The organism is Streptomyces calvus, assembly GCF_006782915.1.
In the GTDB taxonomy this organism is placed as follows: Bacteria; Actinomycetota; Actinomycetes; order Streptomycetales; family Streptomycetaceae; genus Streptomyces; species Streptomyces calvus.
Map to the genome: position 1 here is coordinate 168086 of NZ_VCNP01000044.1, position 16021 is coordinate 184106.

The 16021-nt window shown below is 68.9% G+C and carries 12 protein-coding genes; 3 read left to right on the plus strand and 9 right to left on the minus strand.

Annotation, left to right across the window (positions count from 1 at the left end; translation table 11 throughout):
- Positions 1-4: 4 nt before the first annotated feature.
- From FGW31_RS21710 to FGW31_RS21750, 9 genes are all read right to left on the minus strand, one after another.
- A complete protein-coding gene (locus FGW31_RS21710; RefSeq protein ID WP_142195134.1) occupies positions 5-1354 on the minus strand; it encodes a DNA cytosine methyltransferase in 1350 nt (449 codons plus the stop codon).
- Between the two features lie 9 nt (positions 1355-1363).
- Positions 1364-3190: a DNA cytosine methyltransferase gene (locus tag FGW31_RS36115; protein ID WP_220450350.1), complete on the minus strand. Its 1827-nt coding sequence runs from the start codon at positions 3188-3190 to the stop codon at positions 1364-1366.
- Positions 3187-4086: a hypothetical protein gene (locus tag FGW31_RS35285; protein ID WP_220450349.1), complete on the minus strand. Its 900-nt coding sequence runs from the start codon at positions 4084-4086 to the stop codon at positions 3187-3189. The genes FGW31_RS36115 and FGW31_RS35285 overlap by 4 nt, the downstream gene beginning before the upstream one ends.
- Positions 4083-6047 (minus strand): hypothetical protein, encoded by a 1965-nt coding sequence (locus tag FGW31_RS21725; protein ID WP_142195135.1) that lies wholly within the window; start codon positions 6045-6047, stop codon positions 4083-4085. Before FGW31_RS21725 ends, FGW31_RS35285 begins: the two co-directional genes overlap by 4 nt.
- Complete coding sequence (locus tag FGW31_RS21730) at positions 6044-7069, minus strand: PD-(D/E)XK motif protein (protein WP_142195136.1); 1026 nt, start codon at positions 7067-7069, stop codon at positions 6044-6046. Before FGW31_RS21730 ends, FGW31_RS21725 begins: the two co-directional genes overlap by 4 nt.
- Positions 7066-9615 (minus strand): Z1 domain-containing protein, encoded by a 2550-nt coding sequence (locus FGW31_RS21735; RefSeq protein ID WP_142195137.1) that lies wholly within the window; start codon positions 9613-9615, stop codon positions 7066-7068. The genes FGW31_RS21730 and FGW31_RS21735 overlap by 4 nt, the downstream gene beginning before the upstream one ends.
- A gap of 212 nt (positions 9616-9827) precedes the next feature.
- Positions 9828-10220: a very short patch repair endonuclease gene (locus FGW31_RS21740; RefSeq protein ID WP_142195138.1), complete on the minus strand. Its 393-nt coding sequence runs from the start codon at positions 10218-10220 to the stop codon at positions 9828-9830.
- A gap of 453 nt (positions 10221-10673) precedes the next feature.
- Complete coding sequence (locus tag FGW31_RS21745) at positions 10674-12041, minus strand: S28 family serine protease (RefSeq protein WP_142195139.1); 1368 nt, start codon at positions 12039-12041, stop codon at positions 10674-10676.
- Positions 12042-12194: 153 nt separating this feature from the next.
- Positions 12195-13208, minus strand: coding sequence for an SEC-C domain-containing protein (locus FGW31_RS21750; RefSeq protein WP_142195140.1), 1014 nt, complete (start codon positions 13206-13208; stop codon positions 12195-12197).
- A 250-nt stretch (positions 13209-13458) separates the two neighbouring features.
- On the opposite strand from FGW31_RS21750, the gene FGW31_RS21755 reads away from it, so the two are divergent.
- The 3 genes from FGW31_RS21755 (at position 13459) to FGW31_RS21765 (ending at position 15643) form a co-directional block, all read left to right on the plus strand.
- Entirely contained in the window at positions 13459-13791 is a 333-nt protein-coding gene (locus FGW31_RS21755) for a DUF6412 domain-containing protein (RefSeq protein WP_142195141.1), read from the plus strand.
- Positions 13792-13912: 121 nt separating this feature from the next.
- Positions 13913-14620, plus strand: a complete 708-nt coding sequence (locus tag FGW31_RS21760) for a YidC/Oxa1 family membrane protein insertase (protein ID WP_142195142.1) — start codon at positions 13913-13915, stop codon at positions 14618-14620.
- Positions 14621-14785: 165 nt separating this feature from the next.
- Positions 14786-15643, plus strand: coding sequence for a fumarylacetoacetate hydrolase family protein (locus tag FGW31_RS21765; protein ID WP_142195143.1), 858 nt, complete (start codon positions 14786-14788; stop codon positions 15641-15643).
- Positions 15644-16021: the final 378 nt, after the last annotated feature.

A 16021-nucleotide genomic window follows, 5' to 3' on the forward strand; every position in this document is an offset into this window, starting at 1 on the left:
CCGTTCAGCCTCGTAGGAAGGAGTGAATGGCTCCGGCGATGGCTTTCCCCAGGGGAATCGGAACGGCGTTACCGATCTGCGTGGCGATTTCAGTCTTGGTGCCACACCAGCGGAAGTCGAGAGGGAAGCCCTGGATCCTGGCGGCCTCGAAATGGGTGATGGGCCGGTGTTCCTCCGGATGCAGATATCGGCCCTTCTCCGGCTTGTAGAATTCGGTGCGAATGGTGACCGACGGCTCTCCCAGACGCAGTCGCCCCATGACGTCGCCGGTGCCGGTGTTGTGGCTGTCCCAGCTCTTGGTCGAAAGGTACTCCACGGGGGTTCGCACACCTGCGGGCTTCTCCTCGGGGAAGATGTGAATCTCCCCGAATTCGTCCATGGTGTAGTACTTGCCCCTGAGGTCCTTGCGATTGCCGCCCGGAGGGATGGCCCGGTACCGAGCCCTGGAAAGAGGCTCCGGGTTCCGGCCGAAATGGAGATCGTTTGTTGTGAAGATGCCCGGCAGGACGGCATTTATCTCCGGGACGAACTCTTTGCTGTCCGGAAGTTCGGTACCGCGAAGTTCACGTAGGGACGACTCCGCGAAGACGTCGTCGACCGCCTTCCAGTAGGAGACCGTGGATTCCATTCCTGCCAGAACTGTGACATCGGTGGCCGTGTTCCTCGGACGTCGGACATGGGTCCGCACCGGATAAGACATCACGCGTCCCGTGTCGATGTCACGGCGGACCCCGATGACGATGGCACGGCGACGGGCTTGGATCGCCCCGTAGTCGGCAGCGTTGAGCAGATAGCGCTTCGCTCGTCCCTCGGCGCTGTCGGCCGGCTCGTGGCCCGGGGGGTCGACGAGGCGATACTCGGCAAGGAGGCCCCCGTCCTCCACCTCGCTCAACAGATTCCTGAACTCGTCCGACCTGAGGAAGCGGTCGACGTTCTCGATCACGAAAACCTTGGGACGAACGAGCGCGACAATGCGCACATAGTCCTCCCAAAGGCGGTTGCGCTCGCTGCCCTTCTTCTTGCGGTTGAGAGCGGAGAAACCCTGACACGGCGGGCCGCCGACGACCACGTCCGCGTTGAGGGCCTCGGAAGTGGGCTCCCACTCCTCGATGTCTCCCACGTGCACTCGAGCGGACGGAAGCTGCTCGTGCACTCGAAGACTGCCGAAGTTGACCGCGTACGTGGCCGCCGCGGCGGCGTTGTGCTCCACCGCCGCGATGCTGTGGAAGACCGGACCGCTGTCGGTCGAGTTTCCGGGACGAAACTCGTGAAAGCCCTGGGTGAAGCCCCCGCAACCGCTGAAGAGATCAACGACTGTGATGGGGTCGGGGGCAACTGGTCGGGGCGTGCGCATGGGGCGATCTTAGCTGCGCAGAGCGGCTGCCAGGGCACGGCCCAGAGCAGTCGCCAGCGGTGGTGGCATGGCATGACCGACCTGACGGTACCGGGACGTCTTCCCTCCGGAGAACGCCCACTCGGAGGGGAACGACTGAATCATTGCCGCCTGGGAGACGGTCAGCTTGACAAGCTCGTCCGCCGGGAAGTCCGCGCCGGGCGGCTCGTCTCCCAGACTGTTGCCGTTCACCCCCAGTGCGGCCCAGGCCTTCTTGCTCCCGGTGGGCCCCAGGTCCGCGCCGCCCCGGCGGTCCGAACCACCGACGAGCGCGGGTGCGACGCGGTCGGCATTCACGGCCCAGCGGTCGGCTCCGGACCAGTTGCGGGAGGCCATGGAGGGCCCCAGCACCTGGCCCACAGTGGGGGCCGGAACCCCGCTCGGATCGGGCCACGAGAAGGCCGGGAATACGGCATCCTGCAGAGCGACCAGGAAGCCGCTCCGGCGATTCTGCGGCACGCCGAAGTCCGCTGCGTTGAGGACTTTCCAACTCGACCGGAAGCCGGCGTTACCCAACTCGGTCTCCATCCAGGCGCGGTCCGTTGCGAAATCAGGACTTTCCACTAGATCGGGCACATTCTCGAAGAGGACGGCGCGGGGCCTGATCTTGCAAGCGAGTTCGATCGCGCGCCGAAGGACCCGCCGTTCTTCGGTGTCCTCGGCCCGACCGACCGTTGCGAGTGACTTCACTCGCGGCAGCCCACCGCTGAGGAGATCCACTCCCATCACCTCGGGGCGAGCCTCCGGTTCGAACTCGAGGATGTCCATGCAGATGATGTCCCAGGCGGGCCTGTTGCGGTCGATGGTGAAACACGCATCCGCCTTGCTGTCGATCAGCACGACCGGGTCGAAGCCCGCGGCTTCCAGTCCCAGCGCCTGGCCCCCTGCTCCGGCGCAGATCTCCACCGAGGTGAAGCGCCTCTCCGTCCGGTCGGGTCCCGGGGACGGCTCGTGGGCCGATTCGACCGAGTGAGGGCGCCGGGCGGTGGAAGAGGCGACCCTTTTACCACTGTCCGGTGAGTCCGCGCCGGCAGGTACCGACGAAGAGTTGCTCTGCGCGTCGACCGATTCCCGAGCGACGGCGCGCAACTCCTCGTCGAGGGATCGCTCGTCGATGCCGTCGAAGAGCACGAAGGGCGCAAGGCGAAGGAGACGTTTGAGGAAGTCCCGCAATGTGTCGCGTTCGTTGAGGCCTCTCAGGTCGAGGTCGTTCCAGACACGCAGGATGGCGCGAACCAAATGAGGACTGCCGCCGAGCGCGGCGCGGCGGGCGTAGATCTGGTCGAACGCTGCCTCTCCGAGAATCCGAAGCGCGTGATACGGATCCGCGGCCTCGGGGGAGCGGACCAGTTGAGCCCGCCACCAGAGACGGCCGAAGACGTGCCGGGTGAGGTCCGTGCCGAGGATCCGGTCTCTCGGCGGCTGGGGGTAGCGCCAGAAGGCGATGTCCGGCATCAGCACCAGAGCCAGGAATGCCCAGACGTCCCGTGAGGCGGCCTCGGCTGGCACCATGCCCGTCTCGGCGTGCAGCAGAGCCGCCAGGTGCAGGTCGAACTCGGCGTTACGCGCACGATCGGATTCCTGCGGGAATCCGGCTTGCTCGGCAAGGTCGAGAACACCCTCCCGCAGGTCCTTGAGGCGGCTTGTCGGGATTCGGTCGCCACCCGTGGCGACGTAGACGCAGGATTCGTGCGTCACGTCCACACGGCGGGAGAGTTCGGTGACGGCCAGATCGCGGTACTCGTCGTACAGCGGTTTTGCCTGTTCCGCGAGCAGGCGAGGGTAGAGGAAGCTCATGACGACTCCCCGAAAATCTTGACGGCCGCCTGTAGGTCCGAGGCGAACAGTGCGGCGGATTGCCTCTGACGCAGCCGGATGTCAGTGATCGACTGTCCGGGGAAGAGTTGATCGACCAGACTCAGCAGGGTGGCGCCCAGCGAACCCTCCGGGAAGTCGGCATCCTCACCGAAGTCCTCCTGACTCAGGGCGTGTTCGACCATGATGCGGGCCGCGTCGGCATAGACCGCCGAAAGGACGATCCGATCCACGGGATTCGGCCTGGCGGCCCTTTGGAACGCGTCGGTGGTGGTTTTGTTCCGCTCGTTGACGAGGAGCAGCAGCGAGCCCATGGTCGCGCTCTCCAGACCACCACTGATGTGGAGGTGCCAGGCCGCGTCGTCGGGAAAGGACGTGCGCGCGAAGTCGATCACGGCCATGGGGAACTGAGGGGCGTCGCCCTGAAGGCGTACGGCCTCACGGTCGCTCCACAACACGGAACCGGCACGGCGCGGGGAGGACGGTCGGGCGTCGCTTCTGCGTTGGGAGAGCAGAAGCGCAGTGTCGAGGAGGAGCAGACCACCGAGGTCGGCACCACGCAGGCCGAAATCGAACTCCACCGTGGTGGTGCCGGCCTCCGCCAACCGGATGTGCTGAGCGGGACCGCTGAGGTTCGAGCCGGTGGCGGTCCAGACGGCGGAGACCATGAGCGCGGCGCCCGTCGGGAGTCCCGACTCACGTCGTGCCCGATCCAGATCGACACGGACGGACCTGCGCAGGCGCAGATCCATCTGGTAGTCCCAGTCCGGCAGTGCTTCCGGCAGAGGAACTTCGCCGTCGTCCACCACGAGTCGCCAGTGGTCCGCAGAGACGACGGCCTCGGACGGCACACGGTAGGGAAGTACGCGCCGGCTCACGACGGCCTCACCGCTTCCACTTTGATGCCGATCTCAGTCATGGTGTCGGGCGCGGGACGGACCAGGGCGCGCCACAGGGACTCGCCGCCTTCGACGACCCAGGGGTCCTCGGCATGCACGCGTCCTGCTTCGTCTTCCCAGCCGACGAGTACGGGCATGTCGGCCCCGACGGGGGGATCCGTCTCGCGCCCACCGGAACCCGGCAGTGTGACGGCGAGATCGATGCGTACTCGCTGTGGTCCGGGGACCGGCAGTCGGAACTCCTGAACCAGCACGGAGTCGTCTTCGCGGTCGTCGTAGTAGGGCTCGCCGACGTACTGCACTCGAGGGCGTCGACGCGGCGTGACGTCACCGTCCCGGGCCGCGTTCGACAGGTCGTCCTGCCCGAGGCCGGCGCCGTCGCGGGTCTCGTCGAAGCCCCGGCCCGACGCACGACCGCCTTTCGCCGCACGTCGCCTTCGCTCCTCCGCCTCGTCGGCACGGGACGAACGCGTGGCTGTGCTGCCCGGCCTGGAGTAGTCGGTCGCACCACCTGCTCCCCACGCTCCGCCCACCAGGCCGGAGAAGAACGAACTGGCTGCCCCGAGGGCAACGCTGCTGGCTCCGGGGCGGGCCCCTCCGTTGAGGGACAGCAAACCGTTCAGGGCCTCGTCGATGCGACGGAACGTCGTCTGGACGTACGTGCTCTCGGGCCTGTCCAGTGAATGGGGGTTCCAGGCATCGTGAGTGGGAGGTTCGGCCTTGGCGTAGACGTCGTCCATGGTCTCGTCCGCCCGGAAGACTCCGGCATAACCCTGGTGTGCACTCGGCGGTTTGGGCCCGGGTCGGTAGGTGACGACGAGTTCCGCCGGTCGCATCAGGCACACATGGTGGATCAGGTCCTCGATGCTCAACATGCGTTGCGCGCGCGTCGGCTCCAAGGCGGGCAGGATGCGCTTCACGAGACCGAGCCGACCCAGGTGCTTCTTCGGCTTCAGACAGGCCAGGTCGCGTCCCTCCGGACCCTTCATCGCCTCGTAGGCCGCGACGAACATGTTGAGAGGGCGTGTGACGCGGGGATCCGGCACGGGATGCCGCACGCCGTCGCAGGTGACGGAAAAACTCATGGCCGGGGGCGTGCCGTCCGTCGAGATCATCTTGGGCCACAGGTGCCATGCGATCGTGTCGGCGAGGTAGTCGGCCGCCTCGGAAGCCGGCAACTCGTCGAGATTCGGGTCGATGACGACCACGGTCGTCCCCGTCTCCTCGGGGCCGAAGGGCCGCAGGCCCAGACGCTGGGCCACCGCTTCGGCTGCGGGCCCCACGAGAGGTTCGACGACGTCGCCGGACGTGTCGCCCCACCAGTGCCTGCCCGTGTAGCGGTGGCTCTCACCGTCGTCCGCGGCGACATAGCTCTTCCAGAGCGTGCAGCCGATGAGCCGCGTCTCGTAGCCGCCCTGCGGGGTGCGGCAGCGTGAGTGCACCAACACGGACCCGGACCGTGACAGCAAGTAGAAGATGCCTTTGCCGAATCCGTAGGTGCCGCCACCGAGCGCCGTGTCCCGGGGCTCGCCGATGTTGCGGATGAAGGATACGAAGTCCCGATCGGCACCGATGGCGTGGTTGGCGCGGGTCGGACCCCCCAGACCGCGTGTCCCCCGGTCCGAGACGGCCAGCAGTCGGACGACCCCACGCCTGAGCGTCTCCCTGAGCGGGAAATTCGCAGTGTTCGCGGGGGCGCCCGTCTGAAGGAGCGCACGCCAGGCTGCGGCGTGTGCCGGACTCACCGTCCACATGTCGATGCTGTACTCGACAGGCGCGGAAGAGTGCGGAATGCGGGCGTCCCAACTGTTCTGGGCGGATTCCCGCACCAATATGGTGAGCAGGTCGAGTTCGGGCCGCCCGAGCTGATTGCGGATTCCCTCGGCGGCGCTGGCGCCCTCCGGCGGATAGGGCTGGGAGTACCAGTTGGGCTCCGTCATTCGGACTCCTGAATGATGCGCCGGGCCGTCCGCGACACCTGCTCAGGTGTCAGAGGTGTGAGGGCCTCGACCGAGAGGTCGATGGTGTACTCGACGTCGAGTACGGAGACGGGAAGTCCGGCCGCGACAAGTGCGCCCCGGGTAAGTCGGGGAAACCCTGGCCCAACGTCGAACCAGAGCTCTTCGCCGATGCCGTAGCGGACGTCTCGATAACGGTCGGCTTCGAAGTGGCGGTAGCCGGCTTCCGCCAAAAGCCCGAGCAGCGCGCTCTCGTCGTCGCACCGCCGCAGAGTGCGCTCCACCAGCTCCACGAACCCCGTGCCGCCGGCCGCAGTGGTGATGCGGTGCAGACCGACCCAGACGAGGCAGAGGCTTCCACCGGCGGGTGCTTCGAGTTGGTCCAAGCCGTGTATTCGGGGCCTACGACGGCTCGCGTCCACCGCGGTCTTCACCTCGACGGCACCGATCCCTGTCGAGAAGTCGTGGCGATGACCCTTCGGACCGACCCAGATGCGGTGGGCGCCGGGGTCGTGTTCGAGCAGTTGGTCCAGGACATGCAGTTCGCCGAAGAGACCCGCCAGTTGCTCGGGTCCCAGAAGGGGCCCCGAAGACTGGAACAGAGCCTTCCAACGGTCGAGAACGCGGTAGAGGGCCTTGACGGGAGTCGCGGGGACGTCACGTACTGTGCTCAAAACATCTACGCACAGTTTCGTGAACAGGTCGTTCATGTCCGGGCGGAGACAGGCCAGGTCTGCGTACGTCTGGTAGCTGTCCTCGTCCTCCAGGGGCCGCTTGCGCAGGCGCAGTACGGGGCCGTCGAGACCCGAGCGTATGGTGAGGCGAGTGTTGACCGGCACCAGCAGGTGGCGGTGTCCCTCGTGATCCACCGCCGCGGCCAAGGCGCCCTGGTCCGTCTCCCCGGGAAGTCGGGACACGCGCAGTCGGTTCTCCGCGCTGGCGGGTCGAGCTTCCAGTGCCGTCCAGTGTTGCTCGACGAGCTGCACGAACGCCGGCTCGCTCACGCCTCCTCCTCTTCGAGGAGGCTGAGGTCCTCGTCCTCGATGCGTACCCCGGACAGGTCGGCGGAGATGTACTTCTCCACGGTGCTGTCCCCGTTGCGGGGTTTGGGGAAGACGAGGCCGACACCGATGACGTGCTCCTCGGCGGCGAGTGCCTTACGGGTCTTCTTGGGCGGATTCGGCTCGGACGTCTTGTCGATCGGGTAGAGCACCAACAGCCCGGTGTCGGGGAGCTGGGTCTGCCGCTCCCTCATGATGTCCTCTTCCGTCAGCTTCGACGCGTCGCCGGACAGGTCCACGGCGGCGTCGCGGCGGCTCATCAGGGTCTTGATGTCGGCGGACCCGGGGCCGAGGGTGTCGGCGAGGCGGGCACGAACACTGCGACCGACCACCACGTCGGGGGTGAAGGCGAACGGTTCTCCGTGGGGGTTCCCGACGACGGCCACGTTCCATCGGCGCAGCGAACCCGCTGAGGCGACCCGCTTACGGATGTATGCGCTGATCAGATCCGCGTCGTTCTCGGGAGACTTCTCGTGGAACCGGTAGGAGGCCAGGAAGTCGGTCACGACGTCGTACGGGACGTCGCGGAACACGAAGCGACCCTCGGCCGAGCGGTCCTCGACCTTGACAGCGTTCGCGATGGAGGCCTCGACCAGGTCTCGCGCGGCTCTGATGTTGCCGCGCAGCCACTCGGCGTCGGTCCGGAAGTAGTGGGTCTGCACCCGCCTGCCGGCGTAGGACGAGGCCGCTGTGACGGCCGAGCGCATCTTGGCCGCTGCCGTCACCCGTAGGGCCGGGTGTGTACGCAGGCGGACGGCGAAGGGGAGCGGGGTCTCGGACTCCGTCATGTAGATGTCGATGTCGCGACGCATCTCCGTCTCGACGGTGGCCAGGTGGCGGAACCACTCGGCCAACTCGTCGGTCATCCAGATCCTGGGCAGATCGGCATAGCCGTGTCGGAAGCCGAACCATCGGCCCATCTGCAGCAGGGTGTCGTACGCGGAGACGGCGCGCACGAAGTAGCTCACCGAGAGTCCTTCGAGCGTCAGTCCCCGGGAGAGAGTGTTGCCTCCCACGGCGATCGCCACCACGGGACCGTTCTCGTAGTCGAGACGGTCCTCGCTGCTGGAGTTGTCCATGATGACTCGGCAACTGTCCAGGACGTCGGGCAACTCGGCCAGCAACGAGTCGAACGAGACCGGTGTTTCACCGAAGTCCTCGGCAGGTACGCGAGCGGTCTCCTCTTCCCAGACGGTTCGCAGACGGTTGAGGACGGCGACGTCGGTGAGTGACTTCGCCCGCTTCCCCCTCAGGTGCTCCAGCGGGCGTTTGAAGCTGTTGTGCACGGACGTGTTGACGCTCGTGTGAATGAGCATGGTGCTGTGCGGATTGCCCGTGCCCCTGACCCGGCGGGCTGCGGTGACCATCCAGAAGTAGTCGATGGCTCGCATCAGGGTGTCCGTGAGCACGGGCTCGAAGCCCTCGACGTCGGCCTTCGTCTCCGGACGGACGCAGGGTACGTCTTCTGCCGGCACCGAGCGGATCATGTCGTAGCCGTCGTCGACGTCGGCCGGGTCCTCGCCGTCCAGCGCGTAGCGGCCGAACAGCACCTCGGTGCCGAAGTGCCCTTCCGGCTTGGGAAGGTTGACGACGAAGTCGCGCGGATAGAGGTCCTGCGCGCTCGGGTCGATCAACAGGTTCGCGAACGGGGAAGCGGTGTATCCGACGTAGGCCGAGCGCGGCAGGCTGCTCATGATGCTGAGAATCAGCGGATTGATGGACTTCGTGGCCACCGTGGCCTGGTCCGCCTCGTCGTCGATGATGAGGGCGGGGCAGTCCTCCAGGTAGTCGGATGCCTTGTCCAGCCACTGCGCGAGCTTGCGGAGGACTGTGGCGTTCTTCTTCACCACGCACAGGACGTGCGTCTTGTTGCGCTTGCCGAAGTACGAGGCCGGGTTCTCCTGTGGAGTGAAGTCGTTGTCCAGACCCGTGAGTTGGGACCACATCGACGGGTTCGGCTCGATGAGTTGCTGTACCAGACGAGCCTGCGTCTGCCGTCGGAGCCCGTTGTGGATGCCGGCGAGCACGATGAAGAGCTTGTAACCGCGGTCCGCAGCCTTGGCCATGACCGATGTGAAGTTGGTCGTCTTGCCCGACTGCACGTATCCGACCACTAGGCCACGGGTCGAGAACGCCTTCTCCTTGGGGTGGTTGAGCAGAGAGACGACCCGGGTGGAGGAGTCGTCGAGGTCCCGGATGGCGGGCTGCTCCGGCCAACCCTCCTTGCGAAGCAACTTGACGATGGCGGGCCAACACTTGTCCTTGGCCTGCGGGCCCGTGTACCAGGTGTCACGGTTGCCCATGACGACGGCATGAGGCTCTTCGAGTTCCTTGATGCGAATCGTCTGTTCCTCGTGCCGGGCCCGAATCGCCTCGATGACGTCCTGCTCGATGCCGAAGAGTTCGAGCCTCTTGACGGCCTCGGACGGCGGGAACGTCTCCAGGAGTGCCTGGAACGTCTCATACATCGCATCGAAATCGTCGGTCATGAGATCGACCGCCCCCCGCTCTCGTTCATACAGTCGACTGTTCCCCGGAGACACCACGACACAGGTCACGGCCCCGTTGTTCACATCGCCTACACATTATTGGTAGTGATGGTTGATGGGTGAATTGATCTGACAACTCATCCGATCGATCGGGCCTTGAAGCGGGTGTACCGGGGCAAAAAGGGATACGTGTGGTGCCGTGTTCGTCGCGTTCACGGCCGGTCGGGTCCCTTGCCCTGACCCTTCGCGACGGCTCTGATCCGAAGGGCGACATCCTCGGCGGGTTCGTGCTCCCAGAACCGAAGTACTGTCCAGCCCTCCTGCTCGAGGTGCTCGGTCGTCTCGACGTCGCGCGCCATGTTCTTGTCGAGCTTGGCCCGCCACCACTCCGCGTTGGACTTGGGGCTTGTCGCGTGTTGCGGGCAACCGTGCCAGAAGCAGCCGTCGAGGAAGACCGCGACCTTGGCCTTGGGGAAGACGATGTCGATCGTCCGTCGAGACATGCCGGGCACCGGCACGTTCACCCGGTACCGCAGGCCGGCGGCGTGCAGGATTCTCCGGACCGCCACCTCGGGAGCCGTGTCGCGGGAGCTTTGGCGGCTCATGCGGGCGGAGACGCTGGGAGAGGACGGGACAGCACCAGGCACACAAGCATTCTGCCGGCGCTTCGGTGTGGAGGGGGTTCGGGTGGGAGGCTCCTCCGGGAGCGCGTGGTATGCCGGTCCCGCCCCGGCCGCCACCGCGCCCCGCCCGTTGCGTGCCCTGCAGTCGGGCCGACCCCGGCTTCGTCCTTCGGGACGGCACCATCACGCCACGCGACCGGGTCGCCACAGAGGGGCGACCCGGTCGCTCACATGTCGCGGGCGAGTAATGGGAACCCACAGGGGCCAACGTCCCGCTGAACCGGGACGACACCATGGCATCGGTACCGCCCACGTTCCTTTCCACACGGATGAACCGGCCGCGGACCGTTCCCGTTCGCGGCCTCACTCACGGCCCTCGCCGCCGAGCACCGTGTGAACATCGGACACCACGCGGCCGACGTCCCCGTCGGAAGCTCAAGGCCTCGGTGGGCGTGTTCCGGCGGTGGTCCAGCGGGTGAGCATCGTCGTGGCCTCCGTGCGGGTCGTTTCGGGGAGGGCGGCGATGGTGGTGTGGTGGTTGGCTCCGGGGACCCACAGCACGCGGGAGTCGTGAGGGCCGGGGTGGAAGGGTTCGGCGACGGAGGGGTCCTGCGTGCCGTTGACGAACAGCAGCCGACTGCCGCTGCGGCGGACCCAGCGGTCGATGTCCGGCATCGCGCCGGTGTCGAAGCGCATGGGGATGGTCCGGGGGACGAAGGTGCGCGGCTCGATGGCGTCCGGGTGGTGCAGCAGGTCGGCCAGGTGGGCGGTGGGGACGTCGAGGTAGCCCAGTTGCGTGCCGAGCTGGTACCAGTACGGGATGAAGGCGCGGGCGTTGTTGTCGGCGTAGAGGGCCAGGCCCGCCGTGCGGTCCAGCCAGGTGTACAGCTCGTCGGTGCTCGCGTCCGCGGCGGGTACGGCGGCGAGGTCCGCCGGGCTGCCGCCGTTCTGCCAGAACATGAACGGGGCGCGCAGGACGGCGATCTCGAACGCCTTGTCGGCGCTGCCGACGATGCGGAAGGTGTCCCCGGCGGCGGTCGTCGCCGTCTCGTAGCGGGCGACCAGTTCCGTACGGTGCAGCAGGAGCCGGCGCTGGACGGTTGCGAGGGCCTCGCGGTCGGCGGCCGTGCCCACGGTGTTCAGGAAGCGGAGGTAGGCGGAGTCGTCGCGGTCGTCGACGTTGTTGGGGGCCGCGTAGGCCACGGTGCCGTCCACGTCGTGGGGGTGGAAGCGGCGGTGGTACACACTGGCCATGCCGCCCTTGCTGCCGCCGGTGGAGATCCACGCGCCCGGGTAGAGCCGGCGGAAGGTGCGGACGACGCGGTGGTGGTCGTCGGCGGCCTGCCGGACGGTCAGGTACGCGTAGTCGTGCGGCCGGGGCAGTGACGTGCCGAAGTAGCGGTGTTCGACCTGGAGTTGGTTGCCGCCGAGCAGGATGGCCGGTTCGGTGCGCCGGGGCGTGAGGACGGCCTCGTAGCCGGTCGTGAACAGGACGGTGGGCCGCTCGGCGGAGGTGTGGAGCAGGGTGAGGCGCTGCTCGAACGTGCCGGCCGAGGGGTCGGTGTGGTCGACCGGCTGGCGCAGCCCGAGGACGAAGAAGCGGTACCCCGGCTCGGCGCCCGGTCGTTCCTCCACGATCCGCACACCCGGCAGGGCGCGCAGACGCCGCACCAGCGTGTCGTCGGACCCGTCGGTCACGCGCGGCTTCCCGGTCACGGCACCGGCCGGCGGAGACGCCGTCGCGGCGAGTCCGGCCGCCGCGGCCGCGGAGAACAGCAGGTGTCGTCTCGTCCAGGTGCGCATCGCGGGTCCCTTCCCTCGGCGTCGGCTGCCCCTCAGTACAGCCGCCGGGGCGGCGCGGGCGGATCCCGTGCGCGGGGGAACCGCCTCCCCCACCAGGGGGAGACGTCGGACGCGGCCGGTGCCGGGCCGTGCTCGCCGGCCCGGCGGGCGCGGTCAGCCCGCCCCGTGGCACTCCCCGTACGTGCGTCCCGAACCGCACCAGCACTGCGCGCCCGGCTCCGGCGGCCACGCCACCGCCCGTCCCCGCGCCGCCAGGGTCGTCGCGTACTGGGGGAGCAGGGTGGTGTCGGACGGGGAGGCGCCCTCCGAGGCGGCGAAGGCCTCGTACGAGGGGACCGTGCCCGTGACGATGCCCAGGTTCGGGGTGCCCGAGGCGGACAGTTCGCGCAGGGCCGCCTCGGTCGTCGCCAGGTGGGCGTCGTAGGAGGGGTACTCCTCCGCGAGGGACGGGTACGCCTCCGTCAGTTCCGCGAGTTCGCTCGCCGGCCAGTGCAGGACCGCCACCGGGAACGGGCGGGACAACGCCGCCCGGTACGCGCCCAGTTCCGCCCGCAGGCGGGAGATCTCCGCCTCCAGCTCCGCCGGGTTCTCCGAGCCGAGGGACCACACCCGCTTCGGGTCGTGGAGTTCGTCCAGGGTGATCGGGAGGGTGTGCACGGAGTCGGCCAGGGCGTCCCACTCGTCGTGGTCGGCGCCGAGCATCCTGCGGACGCGGTGGCGGCCGAAGAGCAGGGGATGGGTGGCGTACGGCGGCTCCGCGACGTCGGTCAGCAGCAGCCGCACCGCCTCCGTGAACGTCTCGTGGGCCTGCTCCAGCTCGTCGTGCGACTCCAGGGACTCCGCGACGATCACCCACGGGGCGGGATCGCGCGGGGCCGCCGTGCGGATGCCGTCGATGATCGCGCGGGCCTCCGCCTCGTGACCGTACTCCCAGAGGTTGGAGGCCTTCAGGGCGCGGACCAGGAGCGGGTCGTCCAGTTCCGTGCCGGAGGCCAGCAGACGGTCGTAGAGGGCGGAGGCGGCGGGGCGGTCGCCGGAGAGTTCCCGGTGGGCGGCGGCCCGCAGCAGCAGGGCCTCGGCGTCCTCGGGATACAGGGCGGCGGTCCGTTCCAGGCGGGCGGCTTCGGCGGTGTGGTCGACGTTTTCGGCAGGCGTGTCGGGGCGCATGGGGGACACCGTACTGCCGGTGAGTGACAAGGGTGAGAGCGCGGCAGGTCAGAGGGGGTCCGGTGGGCGGAGGGCCGGGGGCTGCGGGGAGGTGGGTCGGTGGGGTCGGGTGGTGGCCGGTCGGCGGCGGGTTCCCGGTGCCGTGCCGCGGCGCGGGAACCATCCGGCTGGTGCCGGGCGTTGTAGGGGGTGCCGGGGGAGATCCGGCGCGACGGGGCCGACGGATGGACCAGCGGGGGAGGGACGGCGAGTGATCCGCAGCGATGCGCGCGTGCCGCGCGCCCTCGCCGTGCTCCTCCCGCTGCTCCAGCTCGCGCTGCTCGTCCTGCCGGCCGCCGGCGGACTCCTGCCGGCCGACATGGTCCAGGTCGCGCTCGCCGCGACCGCCGCCGCCGGTGCCGCGCTCGCCGTCTGCGCGCTCGTCGCCGCGCGCTGCACACCCGCCGTGCCGCCCACCCGGATCCGTACGGCGATACGCGACCGGGACCTGCGGACGGCCTTCCTGCCCCAACGCGACCCCGACGCCCAGGGGCGCACCCGGCCCCGGGCACCGGGACACGCCCTGCCGGCGACCGCCGCGTAGGGCACCTGTCCGTCCTTCTCGTCCAGCCTGCCCCGCGCGGGTCGTCATGCCGCCATCCGTACTCCCGTCCCGGATCAGCCCCGGGACTCCCGGCACGACGAGACCCCCGGAGGGCTCACCCATGTCCGTCTTCGCCAGCCTGGTCGAGCGCCTGGCCGACCTGCTCCAGCCGCTGTTCGGCGTCTCCGCGGCGGCCGCCGCGATCGTCCTGTTCACCGCGTTCGTACGTCTCCTCGTCCACCCCCTGTCCCGGGCGGCCGCGCGCGGCCAGAAGGCCCGGACCGCGCTCCAGCCGCGCATCGCCGAACTGCGGCGCCGGCACGGCCGCGACCCGGAGAAGCTGCGGCGGGCCGTACTGGAGCTGCACGCGCGGGAGAAGGTGTCGCCGCTGGCCGGATGCCTGCCGAGCCTGATCCAGCTGCCCGCGTTCTTCCTGCTGTACCACCTGTTCTCCAGCGGGACGATCGGCGGGCGGGCCAACGAACTGCTCGACCACCGGTTGTTCGCCGCGCCGCTCGGCGGACGCTGGACGGACGCGCTCGGCGACGGCGGCGTGTTCGGCGCGGCCGGGCTCGTCTACGCCGGGCTGTTCGCGGTCGTCGCGGTCGTCGCCTGGTTCGGCTACCGGCTGACCCGGAAGGCGACGGCCGCGCAGCCCGTCGCAGGTGACGGCGAGCAGGTGCCGGGCCTGGCGGCGATGACCAGGGTGCTGCCGTTCATGTCCTTCTTCACGCTCGTCACGGTCGCCGTCGTACCGCTGGCGGCCGCGCTGTACATGGTGACCAGCACGACGTGGAGCGTGGCCGAGCGGGCGGTGCTCTACCGGTGACCGCCCCGGCCGGGCCGGCACGGCCGGTCCAGCCGGTCCAGTACGTGAACGGGGTATTGCGGAGCGGAACGCCACCTTGGAGGATCGACCAGTCCTCCGATGGCTGCGCTCGCCGCATCCGGGCCGCACACGTCGGTGGCGCCCGCGATCGAGGGAGACGTGATCATGAAGCTGCTGCGAGTCGGTACGGCGGGACAGGAACGGCCGGCGCTGCTCGACGCCGACGGGACCCTGCGGGACCTGTCGGGTCTCGTCGCGGACATCGACGGGGCGCTGCTCTCCGACGAGGCGGCGCTCGACCGGATCAGGGCAGCCGCCGACAGCGGCGAACTGCTCGCCCTGGACGAGACGGGACTGCGGACCGGGCCGCCGCTGGCCCGGATCGGCAAGATCGTGTGCATCGGCCTCAACTACCACGACCACGCCCGCGAGACGGGGGCCGAGCCGCCCGCCGAGCCGGTGATCTTCTTCAAGGCGGCGGACACCGTCGTCGGGCCGAACGACACGGTGCTGGTGCCGCGCGGGTCGGAGAAGACCGACTGGGAGGTCGAACTGGCGGTCGTGATCGGGCGTACGGCGCGGTATCTGGAGTCGGCGGAGGAAGGGCTCGCGCACGTCGCCGGGTACGCCGTCGCGCACGACGTCTCCGAGCGGGAGTTCCAGATCGAGCGGGGCGGCACCTGGGACAAGGGCAAGAACTGCGAGACGTTCAACCCGCTCGGTCCGTGGCTGGTGACGGCCGACGAGATCCCCGACCCGCAGGACCTGTCGCTGCGGCTGTGGGTGAACGGGGAACTCAAGCAGGACGGGACCACCGCCGAGCAGATCTTCCCGGTGGGTGAAGTCGTGCGGTACGTCAGCCGGTTCATGACCCTGTACCCCGGCGACGTCATCAACACGGGCACACCGGCCGGGGTGGCACTGGGCCGGCCGGAACCCAAGCCGTATCTGCGGGCCGGGGACGTGGTGGAACTGGAGATCACGGGGCTGGGGCGGCAGCGGCAGGAGCTGAAGGACGCGTAGCTGCTCCGCGGGGAGAGCTGGGCCGGACGCCGAACGCCGGACGCCGAACGCCGGACGCCGGACGCCGGACGCCGGACGCCGGACGCGGGACGCCGGAGGCCGGACGCCGGACGCCGGAAGCCGGACGCGGGACGCCGGACGCCGGACGCCGGACGGTGGCGCGGGGGACTGTGGTCCTCCGCGCCCACGGCCGCCAACGGGCGTGATACGTATGGGAGTTGCTCGCCGCGTTGATCCGTCCCGTGTGCCGTGGTGTTGCGCCGTGGTGTTGTGCCGTCCCGTGGTCCGTCCCGTGGTCCGTCCTGTGGCGCGGCCCCGTGGCGCCGTGGCGTTGGCGCGGGCGTGAACGTGGGGAAGGGACACGTGTGACGTCATGGG

Coding starts and splice junctions, on each gene's coding strand:
- FGW31_RS21760 (WP_142195142.1), top strand. CDS start 13,913: ATGTCCGTCTTCGCCAGCCTGGTCGAGCGCCTGGCCGACCTGCTCCAG.
- FGW31_RS21735 (WP_142195137.1), bottom strand. CDS start 9,615: ATGACCGACGATTTCGATGCGATGTATGAGACGTTCCAGGCACTCCTG.
- FGW31_RS21725 (WP_142195135.1), bottom strand. CDS start 6,047: ATGACGGAGCCCAACTGGTACTCCCAGCCCTATCCGCCGGAGGGCGCC.
- FGW31_RS21740 (WP_142195138.1), bottom strand. CDS start 10,220: ATGAGCCGCCAAAGCTCCCGCGACACGGCTCCCGAGGTGGCGGTCCGG.
- FGW31_RS21765 (WP_142195143.1), top strand. CDS start 14,786: ATGAAGCTGCTGCGAGTCGGTACGGCGGGACAGGAACGGCCGGCGCTG.
- FGW31_RS36115 (WP_220450350.1), bottom strand. CDS start 3,190: ATGAGCTTCCTCTACCCTCGCCTGCTCGCGGAACAGGCAAAACCGCTG.
- FGW31_RS21710 (WP_142195134.1), bottom strand. CDS start 1,354: ATGCGCACGCCCCGACCAGTTGCCCCCGACCCCATCACAGTCGTTGAT.
- FGW31_RS21745 (WP_142195139.1), bottom strand. CDS start 12,041: ATGCGCACCTGGACGAGACGACACCTGCTGTTCTCCGCGGCCGCGGCG.
- FGW31_RS21750 (WP_142195140.1), bottom strand. CDS start 13,208: ATGCGCCCCGACACGCCTGCCGAAAACGTCGACCACACCGCCGAAGCC.